Origin of the sequence: Paenibacillus sp. FSL E2-8871 (genome assembly GCF_038000345.1) — a bacterium.
GTDB lineage: Bacteria > Bacillota > Bacilli > Paenibacillales > Paenibacillaceae > Paenibacillus_AQ.
The window spans coordinates 2,806,305-2,830,640 of record NZ_JBBOBV010000001.1; the positions used below are offsets into that span (position 1 = coordinate 2,806,305).

General features: G+C 43.6%; 18 protein-coding genes. 1 reads left to right on the top strand and 17 read right to left on the bottom strand.

The annotated features are described in order from the left end of the window. Positions 1 to 157 precede the first annotated feature (157 nt). The 8 genes from NYE25_RS12930 to NYE25_RS12965 all read right to left on the bottom strand — a co-directional run bounded on the left by NYE25_RS12930 (position 158) and on the right by NYE25_RS12965 (position 10,579). Positions 158 to 1,171 carry a zinc-dependent alcohol dehydrogenase family protein gene (locus NYE25_RS12930; RefSeq protein ID WP_341146059.1) on the bottom strand — a complete coding sequence of 338 codons (1,014 nt, stop codon included), beginning with the start codon at positions 1,169 to 1,171 and terminating at the stop codon, positions 158 to 160. 1 nt (position 1,172) lies between these two features. Next, positions 1,173 to 3,752: a beta-mannosidase gene (locus tag NYE25_RS12935; protein ID WP_341147722.1), complete on the bottom strand. Its 2,580-nt coding sequence runs from the start codon at positions 3,750 to 3,752 to the stop codon at positions 1,173 to 1,175. A 67-nt stretch (positions 3,753 to 3,819) separates the two neighbouring features. Beyond that, a complete protein-coding gene (locus NYE25_RS12940) occupies positions 3,820 to 4,881 on the bottom strand; it encodes a BtaManbiosPhlase (RefSeq protein ID WP_341146060.1) in 1,062 nt (353 codons plus the stop codon). A gap of 36 nt (positions 4,882 to 4,917) precedes the next feature. Next, complete coding sequence (locus tag NYE25_RS12945; protein WP_445667131.1) at positions 4,918 to 5,862, bottom strand: MTP-1 family protein; 945 nt, start codon at positions 5,860 to 5,862, stop codon at positions 4,918 to 4,920. Between the two features lie 17 nt (positions 5,863 to 5,879). Next, a complete protein-coding gene (locus NYE25_RS12950) occupies positions 5,880 to 7,535 on the bottom strand; it encodes an alpha-glucosidase (protein ID WP_341146061.1) in 1,656 nt (551 codons plus the stop codon). 23 nt (positions 7,536 to 7,558) lie between these two features. Next, complete coding sequence (locus tag NYE25_RS12955; RefSeq protein ID WP_076284699.1) at positions 7,559 to 8,398, bottom strand: carbohydrate ABC transporter permease; 840 nt, start codon at positions 8,396 to 8,398, stop codon at positions 7,559 to 7,561. Further along, positions 8,385 to 9,263 carry a carbohydrate ABC transporter permease gene (locus NYE25_RS12960; RefSeq protein ID WP_188114673.1) on the bottom strand — a complete coding sequence of 293 codons (879 nt, stop codon included), beginning with the start codon at positions 9,261 to 9,263 and terminating at the stop codon, positions 8,385 to 8,387. The genes NYE25_RS12955 and NYE25_RS12960 overlap by 14 nt, the downstream gene beginning before the upstream one ends. Before the next feature lie 2 nt (positions 9,264 to 9,265). Then, positions 9,266 to 10,579, bottom strand: a complete 1,314-nt coding sequence (locus NYE25_RS12965; RefSeq protein WP_341146062.1) for an ABC transporter substrate-binding protein — start codon at positions 10,577 to 10,579, stop codon at positions 9,266 to 9,268. Positions 10,580 to 10,914: 335 nt separating this feature from the next. Between NYE25_RS12965 and NYE25_RS12970 the strand changes: the two genes are divergently transcribed. Further along, a complete protein-coding gene (locus tag NYE25_RS12970; protein ID WP_341146063.1) occupies positions 10,915 to 11,931 on the top strand; it encodes a LacI family DNA-binding transcriptional regulator in 1,017 nt (338 codons plus the stop codon). Positions 11,932 to 12,239: 308 nt separating this feature from the next. Here the strand turns inward: NYE25_RS12970 and NYE25_RS12975 are convergent, their stop codons facing one another. From NYE25_RS12975 to NYE25_RS13015, 9 genes are all read right to left on the bottom strand, one after another. After that, positions 12,240 to 12,869 (bottom strand): polysaccharide deacetylase family protein, encoded by a 630-nt coding sequence (locus NYE25_RS12975; RefSeq protein ID WP_341052449.1) that lies wholly within the window; start codon positions 12,867 to 12,869, stop codon positions 12,240 to 12,242. Positions 12,870 to 12,968: 99 nt separating this feature from the next. After that, positions 12,969 to 14,453: an alpha-N-arabinofuranosidase gene (locus NYE25_RS12980; protein WP_341146064.1), complete on the bottom strand. Its 1,485-nt coding sequence runs from the start codon at positions 14,451 to 14,453 to the stop codon at positions 12,969 to 12,971. A 30-nt stretch (positions 14,454 to 14,483) separates the two neighbouring features. After that, positions 14,484 to 15,341: a carbohydrate ABC transporter permease gene (locus NYE25_RS12985; RefSeq protein WP_341114379.1), complete on the bottom strand. Its 858-nt coding sequence runs from the start codon at positions 15,339 to 15,341 to the stop codon at positions 14,484 to 14,486. An 11-nt stretch (positions 15,342 to 15,352) separates the two neighbouring features. Beyond that, on the bottom strand, positions 15,353 to 16,222 hold the full coding sequence (locus NYE25_RS12990; protein ID WP_042130024.1) for a carbohydrate ABC transporter permease: 870 nt from the start codon (positions 16,220 to 16,222) through the stop codon (positions 15,353 to 15,355). A 70-nt stretch (positions 16,223 to 16,292) separates the two neighbouring features. Beyond that, positions 16,293 to 17,603 carry an extracellular solute-binding protein gene (locus NYE25_RS12995; protein WP_042130025.1) on the bottom strand — a complete coding sequence of 437 codons (1,311 nt, stop codon included), beginning with the start codon at positions 17,601 to 17,603 and terminating at the stop codon, positions 16,293 to 16,295. Positions 17,604 to 17,719: 116 nt separating this feature from the next. Beyond that, positions 17,720 to 19,300 (bottom strand): response regulator, encoded by a 1,581-nt coding sequence (locus NYE25_RS13000; RefSeq protein WP_341146065.1) that lies wholly within the window; start codon positions 19,298 to 19,300, stop codon positions 17,720 to 17,722. A gap of 7 nt (positions 19,301 to 19,307) precedes the next feature. Beyond that, a complete protein-coding gene (locus NYE25_RS13005; RefSeq protein WP_341146066.1) occupies positions 19,308 to 20,984 on the bottom strand; it encodes a sensor histidine kinase in 1,677 nt (558 codons plus the stop codon). A gap of 374 nt (positions 20,985 to 21,358) precedes the next feature. After that, positions 21,359 to 22,474: a glycoside hydrolase family 88 protein gene (locus tag NYE25_RS13010; RefSeq protein ID WP_341146067.1), complete on the bottom strand. Its 1,116-nt coding sequence runs from the start codon at positions 22,472 to 22,474 to the stop codon at positions 21,359 to 21,361. Further along, positions 22,464 to 24,329 (bottom strand): DUF2264 domain-containing protein, encoded by a 1,866-nt coding sequence (locus NYE25_RS13015; RefSeq protein ID WP_341146068.1) that lies wholly within the window; start codon positions 24,327 to 24,329, stop codon positions 22,464 to 22,466. The genes NYE25_RS13010 and NYE25_RS13015 overlap by 11 nt, the downstream gene beginning before the upstream one ends. Positions 24,330 to 24,336 lie beyond the last annotated feature (7 nt).

The following is a 24,336-nucleotide window of genomic DNA, read 5'->3' on the forward strand; positions in this document are numbered from 1 at the left end:
ATCGTAAACTGATAGTGAAGGGATTCTCAACTGAATATTAATTTCAATATTTTATAAAGAGAGACCTCGTCGCAGCCAGTTTTTGCCCACAAAAAAACGATGACCTATGGCAAATAGCCAACAGTCATCGTTGTTGTACGCTTACTATGATTAAATACTACCTCTCGTGCACAATAATCCCTTTAGAAACACGCAGTTTCGGATATTCGCCCATGATTTCCGGTATATCTTTCAGCGAAAACTGATGGCTAATCAACGACTCAATCTGAACGATCCCCTTCTCAATTAACGCAATCGATTCCTCATGTGTATATGGATTAATGAAAGAGCCCATGATGTTCAACTCTTTTGTAAAAATTTCGAATGGTGAGACTTGAATCAACGTGTCCGGGGAAGCAACTCCAAACATTAAGACTTGTCCACCCTTACGTGATGCCTTAACCGCCAGCTCCATGGAATCCGCCCGGCCTACACATTCGATCACAATATCAAATTGATGATGGAGAGCTTCCATCACGCCTTCTGCTGTAGGAGATACGGCTTCATCCGCACCTAATTCGACTAATCGGTCATGTTTGAACACTTCCGGCTCACTGACAATGATCCCTTTAACACCCGCAGCTTTGACGAGCTGCAAGAACAATTGACCAATAAAACCACCGCCGATAATCAGGACTTGGTGTGCCTTACGGATATCCAGCTTCTTATAGCCATGAAGCACACAACCTAAAGGTTCAATCATTGCCCCTTCGATCCAGCTCATTTCATCAGGTAGCAAGTAACAGTTCGCTACAGGAACAACACAATATTCGCCCATGCCGCCGTCTCGAGTCACCCCAACAGCCTGCAAGTTATCGCATAAATGCACTTTTCCATTCCGGCAAAAATAACAGTTTCCACAATAGATGTTCGGATCAACCGATACACGGTCCCCCACTTGTAAGGTCGTAACCTCATCACCCACAGCCACTATTTCGCCCGCAAGCTCATGTCCTAACACAATCGGAGCTGTCACCTCCGCAGACCCTGGGTATCCATGATAAATATGCTGATCTGTACCACAGATCCCGCAGCATTTCACACGAAGTTTAACTTCTTTGGAGCCAACAGCCGGAGCTTCCCAGTCCTTAAATTCAATGCGCTTAGTTCCTTGAAATACAGCCGCCTTCATCTTAGCTCATCTCCTTAATTCCTAGTTTTTGTAAACCCACATCATTCATTGCCGTTACACGTAAGGTTTCCCAAGGCAGTGCCCCGGCATCCACATGATGCACACGAACCGTCTTCTCCTCACCCGGAATCAGATCAAAGAAATTATCGTCCATAATCACCCAGGGTGCATCTAGTTCGATCATCACCATCCGTGCCACAAGATCTGTGATCAAGCGGATATGTCCTTTCGCTTCATCCACAGAGATCTGAATATGTGCAGGTTGAAAATTCATGTCCTTATAGTCTCTTAAATAGAGTACATAATCTTCTGTCGCCATCTTCTTCGAACGAAGTACAGCCACAACCTCGCGCGGGCTATGCTGTTGCAGTACCTCAGCTTCAGTTAACTTGGCAAAATTAACTTTACTATTCGCCTCAACGGTAACATCGAATGCACGCTGATATACAATTGTACCATCCATCCGATAAATCGTTAATTCAGCCTCATCCTGATAAGCTTCGCGGCGATCATTGAGAGCCCATAGCTGCAGCGGTCCATTCGGATCATGATCCACACATAAGAGTACCGGTGCAAAGAATTTACGCGCATAGTGGTAGCTCGCCTTTGGTAAACCATAGTAGTCGATGACAGACCAGCTCGTTCCCGGCCAGCAATCATTGAACTGCCAGAATAAAGCCCCGCTCGTATCCGGCTTATTACGGCGGTAATGCTCAATGCCATACCTTAAACCCTCTGCCTGGGTTAGCATCGAGAATTGAATATATTCATAGATATCCTTCGGAATTCCAGTATAACCTTCCATGAGCATAATGCCCTTTGGATAATGGACATCTTTATTACGGTACTTCATTTCATCGCTATCCCAGAAGAACTGATCGTCCGGCATGTTTTTCGCTAAAGTATAACGATTGGAAGCCGCATGTAAACCGAATTCACTGGCGAATTTCGTGAAGTCTGACTTGAATCGTTTGAACGATATCCCTTCAACACTATAATCCTGTGTCTGCGGTTCACCAAACTGACGCGGCTCATTATTCCCATGCCAGACTTGCCAGTTATGGGTATCGCCCACATCACGTGAATTGTGATCATTGCCGCCAAAAGGCGAGCTAGGCCAAAACGTTCGTGTGGGATCGAGTTGCTCTAGTACTGCGGGCATGAGCTCATGATAAATTTTTTCTCCATAAAAGGGATGTGTGATCTCGCCGTTAGAGGACAGTGCCTCATACAACCAATCATTCTCGTTATTCCCACACCATAGAGCAAGGCTCGTACGACTGCGAAGACGTTTTACGACCTGCTCAATTTCGCGGTGAACATTATTCATGAAATTACGATTGTAATCTGGATACAACGCACAAGCGAACATGAAGTCCTGCCAGATTAAAATTCCTAACCGATCACATTCATCAAAGAAAATATCCCGATCATAAATGCCTCCACCCCAAGCGCGAATCATATTCATATTGGCATCCTTGGCCATCTGAAGCAGATGTATATAGCGGCTATCTGGCACGTTCGCAATAAAGCTATCAATAGGGATCCAATTTGCACCTTTAGCAAAAACTTTTACGCCGTTCAATACAAAAGTGAAAGCATGGCGCCCTTCTTCATCCAGCTGCATCAATTCGATCTTTCGAATCCCAAATGGCTGCTCATAGGTATCTATTAGCTCCCCATCAGCAAATAACGTAACGCGTAGATGATATAAGAAAGGCGTTCCTAGATCATGGGTCCACCATAACTTTGGATCCATCACCTGCAAGGTAACTGAATGATGAAGCGTACGCGCTGTAATCGCCCCGTCAACTGTAATCCCTGAAGCTCTGTCCAAAGCGACATTCGCTTCCGCAACATGCTCCGTCCCGTCTAATAGTTCCACACGCGCCGTATACGAACATCCGCGATCAAAGGCATGTGCACATAAATCCACATCAATAACACCTACTTGACCCTCTATCGAAGTTGTACGGGCAAACACATGATCTAAATGTGCATGACGCCGTTTGATCAACTTTACCTCTTTCCATATGCCTGCACAGACCAGACGCGGACCCCAGTCCCAGCCAAAATGACTCTGCGCTTTACGTGTCCAAATCCGCTTCTTACTATAGCCCGACCAATAATATTGGACTTTATCGCCTGCGTGTACATGAATAGGATCAAATTTTACGGCAAGCGTATTTTTCCCTTTATTTAATTCACGGGTTACATCAAATGAATGGCTAATGAACATATTATCTGTTGATCCAAGCTCCACACCGTTGAGATATACCGTTGCATAGGTATCTAACCCTTCGAATAATAGCTCCATCTTCTCACCAGGTTTAAGATCAGAATCGTATGAAAAGACCGTACGATACCACCATACCTTTTCTTCAATCCAACGGCATTTCTGATCTTGGTGGCCAAAGAAAGGATCATCAATAATGCCTTTCTCACGAAGCGTCGTATGGATGTCACCGGGCACTGAGGTGGTCATCCAGAAATAATCAATAAACTCTGGCGATGCAACTTCAAGATCCCGGGCTTCCCCCACATGAAAATCACGAAGTTTCCAGTTTTCAGTTAATTTAATGTTCATTCTCTTCATCCTCTCTCCCAAATTAAAACGCCAAAACCACTTCGGTTTTGACGTTTTATTGTTATACGTATATCAAGCTATCTAAAATTTCTTGTACACTAAGTTCTGCGCAAGCCATTGATGTATCAGCGACTCCGTAATACATTTTAACAACATCGCCTTCCACAAGTGCACCGCAAGAGAATACAACATCGCCGAAGAATCCGTTCTTCTCATAATCCGCTTCCGGCTCCATGATAGGAGCATTGGAGCGCGCAATCACCTTCGAGGGGTCATTTAGATCTAACAAAACTGCTCCCATGCAATAACGATGTTCCAGTGTTGCCCCGTGATACAACTCCAGCCAACCTTTATCGGTCTTGAATGGAACCGCACCGCCGCCAATCCGGCCACTATCCCACATACCGTCACGCAAACCGATTAGATGCTTATGATTGCCCCAATATAATAAATTGTCTGATTCTGCAATCCATATTTCAGGATTTCCCGTGCTTTTCGTCGTTGGACGGTGCAATGCATAATATTTGCCGTTAATTTTCTCTGGGAAAATCAATACGTCTTTATTATCCGGCCCAAAGATCATGCCGTGATGAGTTACATTCACGAAATCTTTAGTTGATACCAGCGATTCTCCAACGCCCACAGGGGAGACTGCCGAGAAATAAATATAGTAGGTATCCCCAATTTGGGTTACCCGAGGATCTTCTACCCCGAAGGTCTCCAGTGAATTGGAAGGGTACACAAATGGCTTCTCATCCACCGTAAAATGATGTCCATCCTTACTTCGAGCGATTCGGATATAAGATAATGAAGTCAAGTACTGAAATGTAGCACTAGCGGATTTATTCTTAATCACACGCGGATCAGAGAAGTCGAAGCGCTCATCATCTGTATTCAGATCCAAAATATCCAATTCATTGGTCTCCGGATTATAAATCGGAGCTTTCACAATTTTTGGATCCTTGCTAATTGGGCGTTCTGCTACACGGAGAAACATTAATATTTCACCATTATAGCTAGCAATACCGGCATTAAATGCACCAATCACTTCAAAGTCATCGTGATACGGCTTAACGTCCGCCGGTGTAATAAGTGGATTTTGTTCATAACGATAGATTTTCATGTTGTAAAAACTCCCTTAACCAAATGGATTTCATACTTATAATTTTTCAAATTGAGCAAAAGGATCAGGGATTGTTGCTCGTTGTGCTTCCGCATCGCTGATTCCTGCATATATATTAGCTGTACCGTCCTCATGACGTACGAGCCCTCCGCTGAACACGACATCCTCCAAATCAGGACGTTTGGCAACGCCTGGCAAGAACTGATTGCGTACAGCGATTAATTGAATATCCGAGTACTCACCTGTTGCCGGATCGATAGCGAATACCATCGGGTAATAGTGACGATCGCCCGAATCATCAAAAGATGCGATATGCCCAAGAACACCGAGCAGTCCGTTCTTTAGCAAGTGTGCTTCATTCGCACCGCCCCACTCTTCATCAACAAACTGTCCATCCAATAACGGTATTTCTTCGATCAATGGAATGGATAACGCTTCTAACGATGCAATGCGGGTAAAGCCGATTTTACCGCGTCCTCCTTTATCTCCTTGAGGGCGGGTCAGTACTCCGATGCTATCTTTCAGATCCACTAGGCGCAGATCTTTCATGCCATCCGGTCCTTTAAAGAATGGTTCTAAGCTCGCGATGTTCTTTCCGCGGTAGAATACTGTACGCCACATTAAGGCATCAGCCTTTACAGGATGCGGATAAATTTGAACGCCTCCAACTATCAATTCGCCATTAATTTTCGTGAAAAAAGGATCTTGAAGTTCAAGGGTAGGCGCTCCTTCACGGGGTACCCATTGTCCATCACGTTCGACAAAAAAAACGACATCGGAATGCTCGCTGTCACGGGATTCAACCCGACCCGCAATCACCCACTCACCCTCATCTTGGAATGGAGCTGTAATATTGTAGACATCTTTATGATCTACACCTGTGAATGTTAATTTCTGTGTATTGGTTACGGATACTTCTTTCATCGCGTATTCCATGAGCAGTTGTTCACATGTCTTCACAGCATTCTTGAGCAGTTTCATAATAATAAAATTCCTCTCTAGTCAAATAATAGCGGCGCACGCATCCATATTGCGGCTTCATTCGGCAACAGAGTTACCAAGTCTGTACCGCTCACTATGTCTCGGCGGCTTGACAATATATTAGTTGCTTGCCCATCCAGCAGCTCACTAGGATCAATCTGTATGCTCTGATTATCGTAATTCAAGGCTACGAGCGCTCTGGTATTGGGTTCTTTCAATGTTCTTACATATAAAATAAGATTGCCTCTGCGTTCCAGCACGTCATAATCCCCGAATTGAAATACATCCTGTGTATTGCGCAAGTGGAGAAGCTTTTTATAATAATGTAATAATGAATTCGGTTGATTGCATTCGGACTCCACGTTTAATTGCTGATAATTCGGGCCCATGCCAATCCATGGTGTTCCTGACGTAAACCCGCCATGTGGACTTGCGTTCCATTGCATTGGAGAGCGGGACGCATCTCTTCCCTTTGCATTCGCAATTTTTAGGGCTTCCGCCCGGGTTATCCCCCGCTGTAGTGCGATTTCATATGCCTTCAATCCTTGGATGTCCCGCATATCTTCCAGCTTATGGGCTACGAAATTCCGCATCCCAATCTCTTCACCGAAATATAAGAAAGGTACCCCTTTTGCGGTCAAGGCCAACGTTGCCATAAGGCGGGCCCGTTCTTGCTCAATCTCCGCGTCCCCTTCACCAAAACGCGAAATTACGCGGTCCATATCATGACTACCGAAGAATAACGTTGGAATCTGATCTGTACGGTGCACCTTCTCCATCGTCTTAAGCTCGGCGAACAAATTCTCTGGACTAAATTCCTTCTGGCTTCCCAGATTGAAATTAAAGACCACATCAAACTTACCCGTTCCGCTGTAACGCTTCAGCATGTCCATATCTTCAGAGCCGACTTCACCTACCATGAACATTCCGCTATGCGCATGAACAAACCTGCTAATCTCCTCGATGGCATCCATAATTCCATCTTGATTCTGGTCATGTACATGCTTCTGCTCACCCGTTACTTCATCCATCGGGTTATCTGGGAATTGATCGGACACCGATAAGAAGTTGATAACATCTAACCGGAAGCCACTTACGCCTTTGCCCAGCCAATAAGCCATAACATCCTTCATCGCTTCTTTAACTTCGGGATTCGCCCAGTTCAAATCGACCTGTTCTTTCGCAAACCCATGATAGTAATACTGTTCTGTTGCAGCATCCCATTCCCACGCGGTTCCACCAAAAAACGATTCCCAGTTATTAGGTACGCCGCCGTTCACAGCGTCCTTCCAAATGTACCAATCCCGCTTCGGGTTCGTCCTTGAAGATCGGGATTCCTTGAACCATGCATGCTCTGAAGACGTATGATTCAGGACAAGATCGGCAATCACTCTGATCCCGCGAGCCTTCGCTTCCTGAATAAACCGTTCGAAATCTTCCATCGTTCCAAAGTCTGGATCAATCTGACAATAATCTGCAATGTCATACCCGTTATCTACTTTTGGAGACTTATAGAACGGCGTTAGCCAAATCCCTCCGATGCCAAGTTCCCGCAAATAATCCAGCTTGGAAGTAAGACCGCCGAAATCACCAATCCCATCCCCGTTACTATCACAGAAGCTTGGCATATACACTTCATAGAATACCGTCCCTTTCCACCACGGCTGTTCCAACCGATAACCCCTCCTGTGCAGACCTATTTCAAGTTAAATTGCATGCCTTCCTGGAACTTCTTGCCGAAAATAATGAACAAAATAATGATTGGCAAGGTGAGCATCACTGCACCGGCATACATCGGACCCGGATACGATTGATACGGACCGAACATCTGAGATAATAAAACGTTCAATGTTAACATCCCGTCACTTCGGACGACGATCATATCCCATAGGAGCTCTGTCCAGCGTTCCATTAGCAGGAATAGGAATACAACGGTCGTAATGGACTTCGACATCGGCATCATAATCTTATACAGGATTTTGAAATCGGATGCCCCATCCAGCTTGGCAGCTTCAATGAAAGCGTCGGGTACCGCCTTAAAGAAGTTGGTGTACATGAAGATCCCCCATAAACTCATCGCCTTGGGAATAATGAGCGCCCAATACGTATCGAACAGTCCTACTTTTTGAATAATCAAAAAGTTAGGGATGATCAGAATGATTGCCGGAAAGAACATATGAAACAACACAAAGTTGTTAATAGAGTCTCTCCCGCGGAATTTCAGCTTCGCCAACGCATAAGCGACCATAATCGCGAACATCATCATTAAGGCTGTAGATACCAGGGAAACGAACACACTGTTAAAGAAGGCGTGAATCCATGGTCTTGTAATCCCGGTCTCACCACCTGTAAAGAGCCATTGATACGAGCGCAGCGTAAATTTCGTCGGTATCAGCTTCCGGTCTACCTGTGACCAATCTGCAAGTGAGTTCAATACCATATATAAATAGGGGAATACCATAATCACGAGCAGTACGATCGCAATCAGATAGCGGATCGACAGCCGGAGCTTGATGTTTGAATTAGACCCAACCATTGCGCTTACCCCACATTTCCAGAATTTTTCGGATTACGAAGATAGATATAAATGTCGCAACCGCAGCCATAATCGCGATAGCTGATGCGTAACCTGCCTGCAGGTTCTTAAATGCTTGACTGTATATTTCCATTTGCCATGTATTCGTTGCATAGTTCGGTCCGCCGCCTGTTAATTGGTAGACCTCAGTAAAGATACCGAATGTTGCACCAAAGGATAAAATTAAGGTTGTATAAATCGCAGGGTAAAGCAAAGGCAACGTAATTTTCCAGAACCTTTGGCTATCCTTCACGCCATCAATTGCCGCTGCTTCATATACTTCCTGATCAATGCTTTCTAAACCTGAAGTAAGAATTAACGCATAGTAACCTGTAAATTTCCAAGCCATAATCATCGCAACGACGAACAATGCCGAGAAAGATCCGCCGAGCCAGTCAATATCAAGACCTAACCGATCCCTTAGAAACGTCTGAACAGGACTTGTATGTGACAAAAAACCTTTAACAATAAGGGATGCAACAACCCCTGAGGATAGGTAAGGCAAGAAAAATCCAATAAGAAATACGGTTTTTAATTTAGGTAAGCCTTTTACAATTACCGCTACAAAAAGCGACATGGCTGTGACAATCGGTACAAATACGATCATAAATTTGTACGTTACCCAAAATGCCGATCTTACCCCTGGTGTGCCTAATGCTTTGGTAAAGTTCTTGAATCCTACAAAATCATAAGTTGGTGAAATCAAGTCCCAGTTAGTAAAAGACAAATATAGAGACCAGATAAGCGGGCCCAAGAAAAACACAGTCGAAAAAATAAGGTAAGGGCTGGCAAAAAGCCAGCCTAACCGATTATTATTTTTTTCAATCATTATTGAAGTTCCCCTTCAATCGCCTTCTTCATATTGTCCCAACCCGTTTTCGGATCAATCTCACCACGAACGATTTTGTTAAAGGCCTCTTGACCAATAAAGGTTTGCAATTCGTTGAATTTCGGATTGTCCATGGATGGAACAGCATTCGGGATTGCTTTTGCATACTCTTGCAATACAGGCGTTTTTTCAAATACTGGTTTAAACACTTCATTTGTACCTACATCATCACGTGCTGGAGGCAAGTTTGTTTCTTGGAAAAAGGCAACATCGTTTTGGTCATCCGAATATACCCACTTGATGAATTCTATTGCAGCAGCTTGTTGCTCTGGACTTGCCGATGCATAGATAACAATTCCTTTAGCATCCGCAAATGTTTTTGCATTCGCTGGATCCATACCGTCAGGTACAGGAGGCAATGTTACTTCAAAGTTCTCCTTGTACTGAAGCTCTGGATATTTCTCAGCCCATGTGCTGAATGTCCAAGGTCCTACATCCGTAAATACGCCCACTCCATTTTCAAAAGGTTCTGTTACATTCTGAGACAGCAGCCCTTTCTCCTTACGAAGATTGTCCACGAAAGTAAGAACGTCTACACCAGCTTTTTCATCGCCAACAAACTGGCTGCCTTCAATGAATTTGTTGCCATCTGAAGCGGCATTGTACAGCATAAAGAAGTCGAACCATCTTTTCCAAGAGGTAGGGTCTGCTAAGTCAGGTTTCGCCCAAAGATATTTATCCGGGTATTTTGCTTTTAATTTTTTCGTTGCCTCAATCACTTCACTGTATGTTCTTGGAACTTCGTTCACACCAGCTTCTTTCAAAATATCCGTTCTCCATCCGAACAACATTGCATTGGAGTAGATTGGAAGAACATATTGATGGCCATCGGCAAATTCCCAAGGCTCAATCGTTTTGGTCATATTACGTTTTGTCACAATATCATTGAAACCAGCAATTGTATCCAATGGAACTAATGCTTTGCTGTTCGCAAGTTGTGCTGCAAAACCACGGCTAATATTCTCAGTCATCGTCGGAGCGCTTCCACCCGCGATTGCGGCTTGGATACTTGCCTCAGAAGTAGGGGACTCCTTGATCGCACTTACGTTAATTTTCACCTTAGGGTTAACAATCTCATACTCCTTGGCGATTTTCTGCCAATATGCTTGTTGAGTCGGGTTAGGCGCAGCCCAGAACTCAATGGTTGTTACTCCATCTGCTGATGTGCCTGAATTACTGCTCTTCGATCCACAACCAGCAAGAATCGTGAACACAAGCGTAAGTGAAATTAATACTGCAAGCTTTTTCTTCATAAAATAAAACCTCCCTAAAGTATAGATGCACTTTCGTACAGCATTTAGTAATCTATAAATCAATTTTTGTAACGTTACAAAATTACTTAATTTCAAGTTTTGTAAGCGTTACAATTGCTATTATTATAGTTTTAAGCGAAATTGTCAACCTGTTCTTCGAATTTTTATATAACAGACACAATTACATTCTATATGCATTAACTTTACAAAATAATTTTGTAATGTTATAATAATTTAGAATTGTAATGTAGTTTTGCAGCATAATCTTTAGTATTATGAGAGACAGTATGGAAGAATATTCATTACACTTTTTATTAGAAAGGACGTATCTTCGCATGAAGGTGAAGGTAACTATGCAAGATATCGCCGATCGATTAAATATATCGAAGAACTCTGTTTCTCAGGCTCTGTCCGGTAAAGACGGTGTCAGTGAAGAAACGAGGCAATTAATTATCGATGCAGCGAATGAGATGGGTTACATCTATTCGAGAGGGCGTAAAAGCACTGAAGAAGAAGTAGGAACCTTTGCCATTTTGGCATCGGAATTTGCATTTTCCAAACGAAACTTTTTTGGAGAAATTTATTTGAGCATTGAGAAGGAAGCAGCGAAGCGGAATAAGCGTATGGTTATTCAATCTATTGATAAGCATTCTTCTGAGAATTTAATCCTGCCTCCTATATTATTGGATCAATCTGTAGAAGGGGTCTTGATCCTATCCCATATTACGAACCCTTATATTCAGGCAGTGACCAATACAGGTATTCCCACCGTGTTAATTGATCACCATCACCCTGATCTTAAGGCCGATAGTATTCTAACCAATAATCGCTATGCCGCTTTTACTGCAGTACAGCATTTAATTGAATTGGGACATACCCGTATTGGCTTCATCGGCAATATACAATTCTCACCAAGCTATTACGAGCGCTTAGAAGGTTATCGCCTGGCTCTATACCAGGCTGGAATTGAATACAACCCGATATGGGTAATCGATCGTGTAATAGAAGAAATGGATGATGTATTCAACGCTGTACAAGCGCTCGATAAGCAGCCTACGGCATGGTTCTGTGTCAATGACGGATTTGGATTCTTGATCAATTCCGTTGTGTACAAGCTTGGGTATCGAATTCCCCAAGATGTATCCATTGTCAGCTTCGATAATGGACAATTGTCACGAATAACAACACCGTTGACTACAACGATGAATGTAGATTTGTCTTACTTTGGACGTAAAGCTGTTGAACAGCTCTTCTGGCGTATTGACCATCCTGATGAGCCTTTTGTTGAAATTCTCCTTCCGTCTAATCTGATCGTTCGGGAATCCACACAACATCCAAATACAAAGAGATAATACATCAATCTAGTAAATCCACGTATAATTTAAAAAACTTCACCCAATTCGAATGGGTGAGGTTTTTTTAGATGCTTTGGAAGCGTGAGACCCGGCTCATACACAAGATTCAGATTTGGTGAAAATCCACTCCCAAGCAAGCAGAGAGTACAGCCATTACACAACAAAGCAGGGCCCCTTCCTGGATAAAATCGGGGAAGGGGCCCTGTTAATAGGTTATGAAGGAATCATTGATCACTAAAAACGAGACCATCCAGAAAATCCGGAGACAACAGCGTCTGGAAATTATGCTTACCTTCGACTAATCTTTATAGCTGGAGATCAGCGATTCCAAACAACTCACTTAAAGTCACGAATCGATAACCCTCGGCATCAAGCTCTTCCACCAATATCCGGACAGCTTCAATGGTTTGAGCTCGTTCGCCATACCCATCATGAAACAAAAAAATGCTTCCATTTTCGATGGTTGGTCTCGTATGATCCAGAATAAAATCGACACCGGGCTGTTCCCAATCCTTCGCCTCACCGTTTACAGCGCCAATCGAATGGTATCCGAATTCTGCAGCAAGCCTAAGAATATCATCGTTAACACCAAAAAAAGGTGGTCTAAAGTTCGATACATGCGTTCCCGTCACTTTACGAATCGTATCATCCGCCCGCTGCAATTCAGCTCTTGCTTCGTCTAAAGTCAGTGTTGTCAAATCAGGATGGGAGTAGGTATGATTGGCAATCTCATGTCCGGCCATATGAACCTGTGCTGCGATAGCCTCGTACATATTGAGCTCTTGACCGATCATAAAAAAAGTCGCTTTACCATTATGTTTATGGAAGATATCCAACAACTCTTTCGTATATAATGGATGCGGCCCATCGTCGAACGTAAAAGCGACTACCTTTTCCTGAGTTGGGACCTTATGAACTAATGATAATTTAGCCATTATATTACTCCTTCCGATTCACATCCTATAAATGCTCATGTACATCCATTATTGCTGCGGTATAATGCCATGTCAACGCCGCATCTAAGCGCACAATTCTTAATTGAGTGTTAACACGACCACGGACATCGGCGGCAGCGTTGCCAGTAAACCGTCGTCACTTACACTCGTAACGCCGTTAAATGACTGTGGCTTCACCCTCTCCGGTTGCCCAAATGTGTTGTGAGCATTCATATCTGTATGCGTCAGTACCCGGCCGCTAACATTCAACATTCCTCCCAACCCACGTAACCCTAGAGATATATCTACTTGGTGATGGGGGTCGATGTTACAAAGGCTGATGTCGATCGTTCCATTAGGCCGCTTCGAAGCCGATGCACTGACTTGCGGAAGAGATTCATCGCCCACACGGTATTCGCCAATCTCTAAGTGAATCGCGAGCGCCTCTGCATCCTGGTGCACCTTGAACATTTCGAACACGTGATAGGTCGGCGTCAGCAACATCTTATCACCTTCCGTTAGAATCATCGCCTGTAGTACGTTGACTGTCTGGGCAATGTTCGCCATGTGGACACGGTCGCAATGACGGTGGAAGACGTGGAAATGCAGTCCCGCAACAAGCGCATCACGCAGCGTGTTCTGCTGGTACAAGAAGCCAGGATTTGTACCCGGTTCTACTTGGAACCAGGTACCCCACTCGTCGACAATTAAGCCCACACGTTTCTTCGGATCGTGTTGATCCATGATCGCCGTGTGTCGGGTAATGAGCTCGTCCATTTGGAGCGCGAGCTGCATGGTCTCGAACCATTCCGCTTCATCAAAGCCAGTCGCCGGCCGCTTGATCTCAAATCCTCCAGGCACCGTGTAGTTGTGCAGACTGAGACCATCCATAAGTCCACCGGCTTCACGTATTAACGTCTCCGTCCAGTGGTAATCATCAACGTTAGCACCGCCAGCGATCTTATAGACTTGATTATGTCCGTAATTACGGACATACGTTTGGAAACGGCGGTATTCGTCGGCGTAGTACTCCGCCCGCATGTTGCCGCCACAACCCCAATTCTCATTTCCGACGCCAAAATATTTGAGCTTCCAAGGCTTCTCCCGGCCATTAGCCTTCCGCCATTTGGCCATAGGTGATTCGCCGTCAAAGGTCATATACTCCACCCACTCCTGCATCTCCTGAACGGTGCCACTGCCAACATTTCCGCAGATATAAGGCTCCGTGTCCAGCAGTTCACAAAGGTCGAAGAATTCATGGGTACCGAAGTGATTGTTCTCCACAACACCTCCCCAGTTCGTATTAACCATATGCTTGCGCGCCTCACGTGGACCAACGCCATCCTTCCAGTGATACTCATCAGCATAGCACCCGCCCGGCCATCTGAGCACCGGTATGCTAAGACCTCGCAGCGCCTCTAGAACATCATTCCGAATACCACGGGTATTAGGAATCGGCGAATCCTCGCCTACCCAGATCCCTTCGTAGATACAACGTCCAAGATGCTCGGCGAAATGCCCATAAATATGACGACTGATCGTACCGCACGACTGATCAGTGTTGACAGTAATAGTAGCATTCATTAAAAGATCCCCCTTCTATTTTTTTAACCCTTATCCCTTGATTGCGCCTGCGATCATACTCTTCTGTACCTGTTTGTTGAGCAACAAGTAGATTACAATCGTTGGAATCGTAGCAATCATGAGCCCCGCTCCAATAATCCCCCACTGTGTGATATAGGTACCCACCATGGACATCATACCCACTGTTAAAGTCTGATAGAGTGAGTCATTGATGAACGTAGTCGCAAACATGAGCTCGTTCCAACAAGATAGGAATGTAAATATCGCAACCGTTGCAATAGCAGGACTTATAAGCGGCAACATAATGGAAAAGAACGTTCTGTAAATGCCGCATCCATCAATGACCGCTGATTCTTCCAATTCACGGGGAAGTCCCTTAAAGAAGCTACTGACGATGAACACGGCCAAAGGGATACCAAAAGCAACATAAGGAATAATCAAGGACCAATAAGTATTCAGCAAATGTAAGTTCTTCAGGACCATAAACAGCGGCAGCAGGGCCGCATGAATCGGCACCATCATCCCTAGGAGGATCAGGGTCATCGTTAATTCACTGAATTTCCAGTTCATCCTCGCGACGGCATAACCAGTCATAGAAGCAAGAATCAGTACCAGAATAATGGATACAGACGTTACCAACACGCTGTTAAAAAAATAAGTTAATACATTACCGTCTGATAAGGCTTTAACATAGTTGCTCCAGAGAAATTCCTTAGGAAGGCCTACGACATCACCACTGAATATTTCACTATTATCTTTCAGCGAGAAAAATGCCAGCCAGATAAGGGGGTAAATTTGTACGATTGCCACAAGGATTAGAAACACTTGCAGTAGTATTTTCCCAAAATAATTCGACCTTTTTCGCAACACCACTTTTGCAGTACTCACTTTTCTCACCTCTATTCAGTCTTAAAAAATTTATTAATAACTACTGTAAACACTAAACATTCCAGAATTATGAAAACAGATACCGCACTACCATATCCATATCTGTAAGTGTCAAAAATAGTTGTATACATCAACGTGCTCGGTACTTCAGTGGAGAATAAAGGACCTCCGCCCGTCAATACATAAATTAGATCGAATACTTTAAAGGCACCAATGACTGAAAAGACAAGACATACTTTCAGAATAGGCCTCATTAGTGGAATGGTAATGGAGAATGCAGTTCTTATACGGGAAGCTCCGTCAATTTTCGCTGCTTCGAGAATATCTTGTGAAACGGACTTTGCCCCAGCATACATCAGTAACATATGATAGCCGACATACTGCCAAAGCGTTGGAATAAAGGACGCCACAAGAGCGGTATCTTTTTTACCAAGCCAATCTTGTGCCAGATTTGAAAGACCCACGCTTTCCAGTAACCAATTCAAAAGTCCGTAATCCGCATTATAAATTTTGGACCACAGTTGCGCGATTACAACGGTTGAGATAAGCACTGGAATGAAGTATATTGCACGATAGAATCCTTCACCCTTGACCGAAGAGGCCAATATAAGGGCAAGTAAAAGCGATATAGGCAACTGAATGAAAATTGATGCTGCCGCGAACAGCATAGAATTTTTTATGGAATTTAATGCTCGTGAGTCTGTGAACATTTCCACATAATTGTCTAGTCCGATAAACGTACCTTTACCGATGCCATTCCAATCTAATAAACTATAGTAACTGGAGATAAAGATCGGAACTAATACAATGGAACAAAATATGAGGAGGGTAGGCAGGACAAATATAGCAATGGCCCTCTTGTTCGAAAATACAGAGTTCATCAGGGTTCTCCTCTCAAAAATGTGGCCAGAGACAGTCTCTGACCACATCTCGCTTCATTTTTTTCACAGATCAGAGGCTTAATTCCGTTGGTTTAAGCTGTGCCATCTGTTTACAGAATTCATCAGGAGTGATGTCTCCTGCCAAGAGTTGCGCGATTAAGTTCTTGTGAGCTTCCGCAGAATCAGCCGGGAGAATATTGTCCCACCATGCAATAAAAGAAGTTGCTGTTTTCATAATATCTGCTGCTGATTTATCAAGTGTGGACAGACCAGAAGTATCAAGAGCGTCAATGTTCCAGCTAGGAAGCCCTGCTCCGGCAAGGAAGCCCTGTGTACCGAGCTGCTCGCTTAGATACATAAGAAACTCAACGGCTTCTTTGGGTTGCTTTGTGGTATTGCTGACATAAAAGCCATCCACCGCTCCTCCGAAAATTTCAGTACTCTTTCCCTTACCGTCTTCAAATACCGGGAAAGGAATCACCTTGACCTTGCCTTTGACGGCCGAGGAAGGATCTTCGATACCTGCATTTACCCAGTTGGCTTGAAACATCATAGCCCCTTGTCCTGCATTAAACGCTCCAAGCATTTCATCATAGCTCATGCTGAACATACTGCTATTGAAGAAGCCTGTTTTTCCAAGTTCCTGCATTTTAGTAGCTGCAGCAACGAAATCTGGTGAATTCCATTTGGAAGGATCCTTAAATGCCTCAATAACCGCATCATTTCCTGCCTGGCGCATCGCAATCATATCGTACCAATACATACCGGGCCAGCGGTCCTTCTCTCCAATAAGAGCTGGGGTGATCCCCGCTGCCTTTAGTTTCTCTCCCGCATCGAGCAGCTCTGAATAGGTTGTCGGAATTTTGGCTCCTGCTTTATCGAACAACTCAGTATTTACAAAAAGATTAGCGATATGGGTATAGACAGGCAGTGTATAGATTTTCCCATCAACCTCGATAGCTTCAGACATACCTGGAGCCATCTTCGATTTAATTTCGTCCGTTAAATAGCTGCTAATTTCAAGCACATTGCCGGATTCGATATAAGGCTGCATGAAGCTGCCTCCACCCATTCCATAAAAAATGTCAGGTGCTTCACCTGCGGCAAGTGAAGTCTTAATTTTGGTTTTATACTGCTCGCCAGTCGTTCCTGATCGTACAACTTGAATTTCTGGGTGCTCCTTGTTCCACTTCTCAACGATTTCCGGCAATAATTTTGCAGATGGATCAGTATTACCTACGGATTGGTCCCATAATGTCAACTTAACACTTCCACTTTTCGACTGAGTTCCTCCAGATGATTCGGATGAACATGCAGTTACACTACCTACGATTCCTATAGCCAATGTTATGCTCATCGTCTTTCTTAATAACGCTTTCATCAATAAACCCCCCAAATGAAATTTGTTCTTTCTAGTATTAGTTTAGGGAAGCTACCATGATAACTCCATTCAAAATACCAACATATACCTTTCATTATTCGAACATATCCTCTTAATCATTTACCGTTTCTGTACTGATTCATCGACATCCCCGTAAACCTCTTAAACAAGATGCTAAAATAGTGCGCATCCTTGATTCCAACCTGTTCACCAACCTCGTATCCTTTTAAATCCGTATTCTTCAGCAGGCTTTCCGCCTTTTTCATACGTATGTTCGTAAGATACTCCACAAAGGTCTGCCCCGTTTCTTTCTTCATAAGCCGTCCCAAATGACCTGGACTGACGAAGAAAGTCCCAGCTGTACTAGCTAATCCTAATTTGGGATCATCCAAATTTTTCTCGAGATACTCTTTCACCTGACTGATGAGGTCCCCTTCTTTTGTTTGGTTTTTTGAATAAATAATTCTTGATACGTGAAGGACATAACTCTCCAATAGGTTCATTAATTCCGGTAAATTGTCTGCAGTGAGAATAGAGACCCATGTTTCTTTATTGGACACTTCTTCATCCTCGACCTGTTGCTCTATCGCAGCACGTTGGCATTCATTGATCACATCCATCGCTGCTAGACGAAACTGAGCTATACTGGAGAAAGCAACATCAAAGATCTGCGTTAGACTTTGAATTGCCTGCTCGCCCGAACCAACGCTGATGTAGAACTGCAGCTGCTGAAGGCGATCTGGATTCGACTGGTAATGCGCCTCCCTGTTTCCTACAATATCCTCGAAGCAAACAACCTGATTATTTCCAACAAAGACCTTGTATTGCACCGCACGACATGCTTCCTGATATCCAAGGTGCGCTTCTTCTATATGTATACGTTTGCGCCCGATCCCGATGTTAACATAGCATTTGTAGGATTCGCACAGATTGGTTATAAGTGATTCACAATCGCTGACAAGATTCGTAGCTTGGTTAAATGAAATGACTACAATTTGGTTTCGGGTATCTGTTAAAATAATCACTTGATTGTCGTTCTGGAAGAACGATTCCACTTTGTATCTGCATTCCATTCCCAAGAGAATCAACTGTTCCTCTGATTGCTTTACGGATGCTGAGGTAATTTCTAGAATAGCGATTTGAAAGGCCTCTTTGCTTAGGAACATCGGCAGTTTAAAATATTCCGCTTTTTCATGAATCTCTTCTTTGGAAAGATCGCCCTTTAACCACTGATATAAATATTTTTCTCTGAGATATGGAAAATTCCGCTCTAAATCTTCTTTCAATCTCTCTAATTCCTTATCTCGCGTACGCTCCTCGTATATTTTATTTTTCAGCTTATCAATCACATTGAGCAAATCTGAAGCACGAATCGGTTTTAGAATGAAATCAGAAATTCCCATTTTGATGCTCTGATGTGCATATTCAAATTCGTCATGACCTGTAACGATAACAATTTTTATATCCGGATACTTTGCTAAAACTTCCCTGCTAAACTCAATTCCGTTGATAGAGGGCATATAAATATCCGTAAAAATAATGTCCGGTCTCTGTTCATCCACCATATCCAAAGCTTCGTGTGCATTGGAAGCTTCACCTATAATAGTTAGGCCTTGCTTTTCCCAGTCAATGCGCATCCTAAGCAGGTTCCTTATCAAATATTCATCATCGACAATCAAAACCTTTAATTTTTCCATTGCGTATCTATCCCTTCGGTATAATTATCGTTATCGTCATCCCTTTTCCTAATTCGCTTTCGATTTTAATACAGTTTTTATTTCCATAAAAAATACGCAAGCGCTCCATAGTTCCCCACAATCCAAAGCTCTTTAATTGATCTTTTCTTTCAAGAATTTGCATAATCTCTTCTTCCAACATCCCAACACCATCATCAGATATGGATATTCTCACTTCATCCTTCATACTTCGCGCGCTGATTGTAATCGTTCCTTTCGTTCCTTTAGGCCGAATACCATGATAAAGCGCATTTTCAACCAATGGTTGTATAACCAGCTTGGGTATAGGATATTGAAGGCAGTCTTCATCCACATCGAACTGAGCCTCAAAGACATCCTGATAACGTATATTTTGGATTTTCAAATAATTACGAACCATTTCAATCTCTTCACCGAGAGTGATAACGTCTAAGCCCTTGCTGACACTCATACGATAATAGTTTCCCAATGCCTCAATCATTTCACATAGCTGATCGTTTAATCCAGACAACGCCAACGAAGTAATGGAGTCCAGCGTGTTATATAAAAAATGCGGTTTGATCTGGGATTGCAGTGTATTCAATTCAGCTTTACGAATCATCTTCTGCTCTTCGACGATTCGGGTCAGAAGCTGATCCATTTCCTCAATCATGTGATTATAACCGTTAAACAACTGTTCGAATTCATAAATATTGCGTTCTACTTTTACTTTCATAAAATTACCCCTAGGAGCTTTGTTCATGGATCGGAGGAGCTTATGTATCGGATTAATAATACTGCGCGAAATGATGAAGGAACTAAAAAAGAAAATACTTCCGTTGATAATCAATAGAAGCAATGCCAAGAGTACAAGCGATTTATTCCGCGAATCAATTGTATTGTAGGGTGTAATACTTACAAATTTCCAATTAAATTCTCCACCTGAGAGATAAGAGATTCTATACTTCTGTGAACCAGAATTCAATGTAAGAGATCCTGAATTGCTTTTCTGAAATTGTTGTTCCAGGCTCTCTCTGTTTGTCATAAGGATCTCTTTATAGACTGAATTATGTTGATCTTGGGTGGAATCGGATACGATGATATGATTATTTTCATCTAAAATAGCAATTTCAAAGGAACTCTGATTCAGCAGATTGGAATACGCCTGTACAAAGGCGTCGTCTTTGATATTAATGACCAACACCCCTAGGGGAGAAGTGTTATCAATATCCCGAATCAACCGTATAAAAGATACGAAATTTTCATCGGCTCCCATTCTTGAAAAAGCTCCGCTGCCATTTAATCTTAGAATATATTTCCCTTTATTACTTACAACTTGCTCATACCATGAGGCATCCTTTATGTCCGCTTCCATAAAAGTTGGTAATTCCTGTGTTCCGACGGAAAAACGATGCCCCGTATTGTCGAAAATATTAACAGAATCAATTATAGGAACCGCTTGCATAAGATTATACAAATAGGCGCTAACTTTAGATTGTGTATCCAGATTGGAATACACCCCTCCCTGCCTTAACAAGTTTTGCAGATTACGATCGGAAAATATCATTTTAGAGTAATTGTTTACGTTTTCAATCATTAAATCAACGTTTGTCTGTATAGAAGTAATCGTTTGCAAAGAAGCCTCGTTAATTTTCTTTTGGGCTGAATTAGTAGATATTTGATTCAACACCCCATAACTGAAACCCACCGTAAGCAAAATGACTAAAAAATAGGCAAATGGTATTTTAAATGCTAATTTTTTCGAGTTAGTGTTTATCAAAGATTTTATACTTCTTATAATCCGTACCATCAATGTTTGATCCCCCATTTGTATGCCGTAATCTATCTTCACTGTTCTCCTAGCACCCATAAGCATTAATATAACATATATTTATCCAGAGCTAACACTAACCCATTTTGCTTTGCATAATGAGTATTACCTTACACAGAGAGCAGTTTCTCGTCACTTGCGTTTAAATGTTGTAACTAAAGCAGGGGAATAAATAAAGCAGTGCCCCTTCCTCCGACTTATCGAGAAAGGGGCACTGCTATTGACTTCTACTACCAATATCCTCGGATTCCCGTCTGCATACGGATCAGCGCTTCCAAATAATAATAATCTCCCCAAATCATATGGCCATCAGGCACACGTCCACCTCTGACATGATAGGAACCATGCTTTAGAAGCCCCTCCGCCTCCGGATTTCCGGATGTCGCATAATGTTCCGCTAAGGATTTCATGCTGCGGAGTAAGGCTGCTTCATAAATAGCACGATCCGGGTCATCTGCGTCCAGAAGATCCAGCAACTCCAAAAGACCGGAAGCCGCAATGGCTGAAGCCGAGCTGTCGCGAGGGGTCCCCGCTTCCACAGGCACATCGAAATCCCAATAAGCCATACTATCCTCCGGAAGATGGCTTATAAAATAATGAGCCAGGCTTTTAGAAGTAATAAGAAATTCCTCATTCTGCGTATAGCGATACGCCAGCGCAAAACCGTATATTCCCCAGGCTTGACCACGAGTCCAGGTCGAACCATCCTCATACCCTTGATGAGTTCCTCCACGAATCGCACTCCCCGTAGCCGGATCAAAGTAAAAAGTATGATAAGAGGAAGCATCCCCGCGCACAAGAAATTTTCGGCTCTTTAACGCATGCTGAAGGGCTATATCATAGTAGCGATTGTCCCCCGTTTCCTCCGCAGCCCAGAACAGCAGAGGCAAATTCATCAAACAGTCAATAATGATACGCCCCCCGTTCTCAGGATCACTCTCTAGACCCCAAGCCTGGAGAATTCCAGCTGTTTCACGCCAGCGTTTACACAACGTATCTGCAGCCTGCAGACCGACAGCTCGGGCTTCTTCACTGCCTGTTATTTTCCACTCCGCTACTGCAGTTAGTGAATACAAAAAGCCAATATCATGATGATCTAAGGCGATGTGCTGATCCAAACGATGCTTGAAGTCCCCTAGCCATGAGGCTGCCGCCTCCTTAAAGAATGAATCTTTACCATATTCGTAGGCAAGCCACATCATGCCCACATAGAATCCCTCTATCCAATCATCATTGTCTCCCCATTCGTATTGTTGCCCCTCGGCGATATGAGGCAATTTGCCCGGATGGTTAGTAATGTTACTCCCAATTTTGTGAATCGCATCCTCAATGGCCTTAGTCCACATCTTTGTTGCTCCTTTCCAATAAATCAACAGTATGCAAAAGTGCATCGTTACTAGGATCGTATACAGCAATCCTTCCGTCTGACTGCCACTGAATAAGCGGCGGCGAAGCCAGACTGGCCTGATTCTCCGGAGTATTCGTTGCTCCAAAGACAGCAGATATCAGTACCTGATCTCCCGGCTCCAATCTGGAGATCAAGCTCGGAAGAAACGTCCGAGGCTTCAGCAGATTAGTATTCGGTTCGGGTAGCACGCATTCTCCCCGGTCAAAACCGCTTAGCATATGTATGGCACTGATTCCCCAGGGCAATTGCACCGAGACAGCAGTGTTAGATACATGAATGATTTCCCGATCACTGCGTGAGAAACCAGCAGACTGGCCAATGGCAAATCCACCCTCCGCTACGTCGAGACACCGGGCGCTATGAATGCTGTGAATACGGACATGCCACAGACCCGCTGGAATAATCCATGTCTTCACATGTACATCGCTCCAGGGATGCCAGCGTGAATATACATAATTCTCTCCAATTTCCCACGTCTCGCAGAATCTGCGTACCCGGTAATGTTCATCACATTCACACAATGCTAATGTAGAGTCGTAAGCGCCTTGAACTAAGCCATAACCCGCCTTCGGCACACTGAATCCGAACAGCGTGGAGTAAGCAAACTTGGAATATTTAGCTGCGCTATGGGCCATATCAAAGTTAGCCATCTGACCAGAGGTATAGGCAATAACATGCTTATTTCCTTCCGGACGACTCACCAGCATACGTGCCTCTTCGAGTGGTAACATCTCTTTCAATACAGGCAGTGGTTCTTCTTCCGCTTGCCAAAAAGGATGATCATCCGGCAAGGCAAGAATAAGCATAGCTTTAAAGGCCCAATACGGTGATCCGGGGGCATTGTAGTTCTCCGTCATTACCAGATTCGGGTAAGCATATCCGATACTTAGTAATCCGTCTATTCCCATAATAGGCTTCTCAAACCACCAACGAAAATGACGCATTATAATTCCTTTGAGAACGCCATATGAAAAAGGAAGGACCTCGGCATACACCAGCGCACTCCAGAAAGAGACCTGCGCAAAACGATAGGTCAGACTACGTCCGAAAGGAATAGCACTTCCGTCCTCAGCAAACCAATACATAAAATCTTTGGCAAATTGCGCGGATCTTTCCCGGTAAACTGCAGCCCTCTGAGGATCATCATCCGCCATCAATTTAGCATATATCAGCGTATAATAATGCATAGCAAAAGCAATATAATAGTCTCTCTGATCGGTCAGCCCATCGGAATACCAGCCATCACTCAAGTAGTAGGTATCAATCTTCTCCAAATAATGATTCATTATCTCTTGATCGTAGGGCAATCCGACTTTCTTAAAGCCCACATTCACAAGAACCGTGAACATCAGCCAGTTATTCGGGTTCGAACGATCCACATGATTGATCTGGTTCAACCAGTTATATACCTGCATTTTCTGAACATCACTCAGCGGCTCCCACAGCTTATGCGGCGCAAGAGCAAGCCCCAGTCCCAGCACGGCCTGTTCCACCATACGCTGGTCTTTGGTTGAGAATTCACCCCAGTATTCTTCATGTTCAGGGTCAGTCCCATTGACGATCCCCTCGAGGAACTTCGGCCAAAGCGCACTCTCCCCTCCCCCGCTGGCATGGGGAACAAGCCCCCATAACGGACGAGCGAAGGCTTCCATAAGCGCGGTAGCTTCATTGTATATTGATCCTGTAGCTCCCATACCGATTCCTGCACATCCAGAAGTAAATCGACTATCCAGCGGAGCATATAGGTCATTTAAGAACATTTGTAATTCATTTTTAGTACCCTTCAGTTCCACAGTAATG

What these genes read in the sequence shown, in the direction of transcription:
- NYE25_RS12930 (WP_341146059.1), bottom strand. Translation starts at nt 1,171, where the DNA reads ATGAAGGCGGCTGTATTTCAAGGAACTAAGCGCATTGAATTTAAGGAC.
- NYE25_RS12940 (WP_341146060.1), bottom strand. Translation starts at nt 4,881, where the DNA reads ATGAAAATCTATCGTTATGAACAAAATCCACTTATTACACCGGCGGAC.
- NYE25_RS12945 (WP_445667131.1), bottom strand. Translation starts at nt 5,862, where the DNA reads ATGAAACTGCTCAAGAATGCTGTGAAGACATGTGAACAACTGCTCATG.
- NYE25_RS12955 (WP_076284699.1), bottom strand. Translation starts at nt 8,398, where the DNA reads ATGGTTGGGTCTAATTCAAACATCAAGCTCCGGCTGTCGATCCGCTAT.
- NYE25_RS12965 (WP_341146062.1), bottom strand. Translation starts at nt 10,579, where the DNA reads ATGAAGAAAAAGCTTGCAGTATTAATTTCACTTACGCTTGTGTTCACG.
- NYE25_RS12970 (WP_341146063.1), top strand. Translation starts at nt 10,915, where the DNA reads ATGAAGGTGAAGGTAACTATGCAAGATATCGCCGATCGATTAAATATA.
- NYE25_RS12975 (WP_341052449.1), bottom strand. Translation starts at nt 12,869, where the DNA reads ATGGCTAAATTATCATTAGTTCATAAGGTCCCAACTCAGGAAAAGGTA.
- NYE25_RS12980 (WP_341146064.1), bottom strand. Translation starts at nt 14,453, where the DNA reads ATGAATGCTACTATTACTGTCAACACTGATCAGTCGTGCGGTACGATC.
- NYE25_RS12990 (WP_042130024.1), bottom strand. Translation starts at nt 16,222, where the DNA reads ATGAACTCTGTATTTTCGAACAAGAGGGCCATTGCTATATTTGTCCTG.
- NYE25_RS12995 (WP_042130025.1), bottom strand. Translation starts at nt 17,603, where the DNA reads ATGAAAGCGTTATTAAGAAAGACGATGAGCATAACATTGGCTATAGGA.
- NYE25_RS13000 (WP_341146065.1), bottom strand. Translation starts at nt 19,300, where the DNA reads ATGGAAAAATTAAAGGTTTTGATTGTCGATGATGAATATTTGATAAGG.
- NYE25_RS13010 (WP_341146067.1), bottom strand. Translation starts at nt 22,474, where the DNA reads ATGTGGACTAAGGCCATTGAGGATGCGATTCACAAAATTGGGAGTAAC.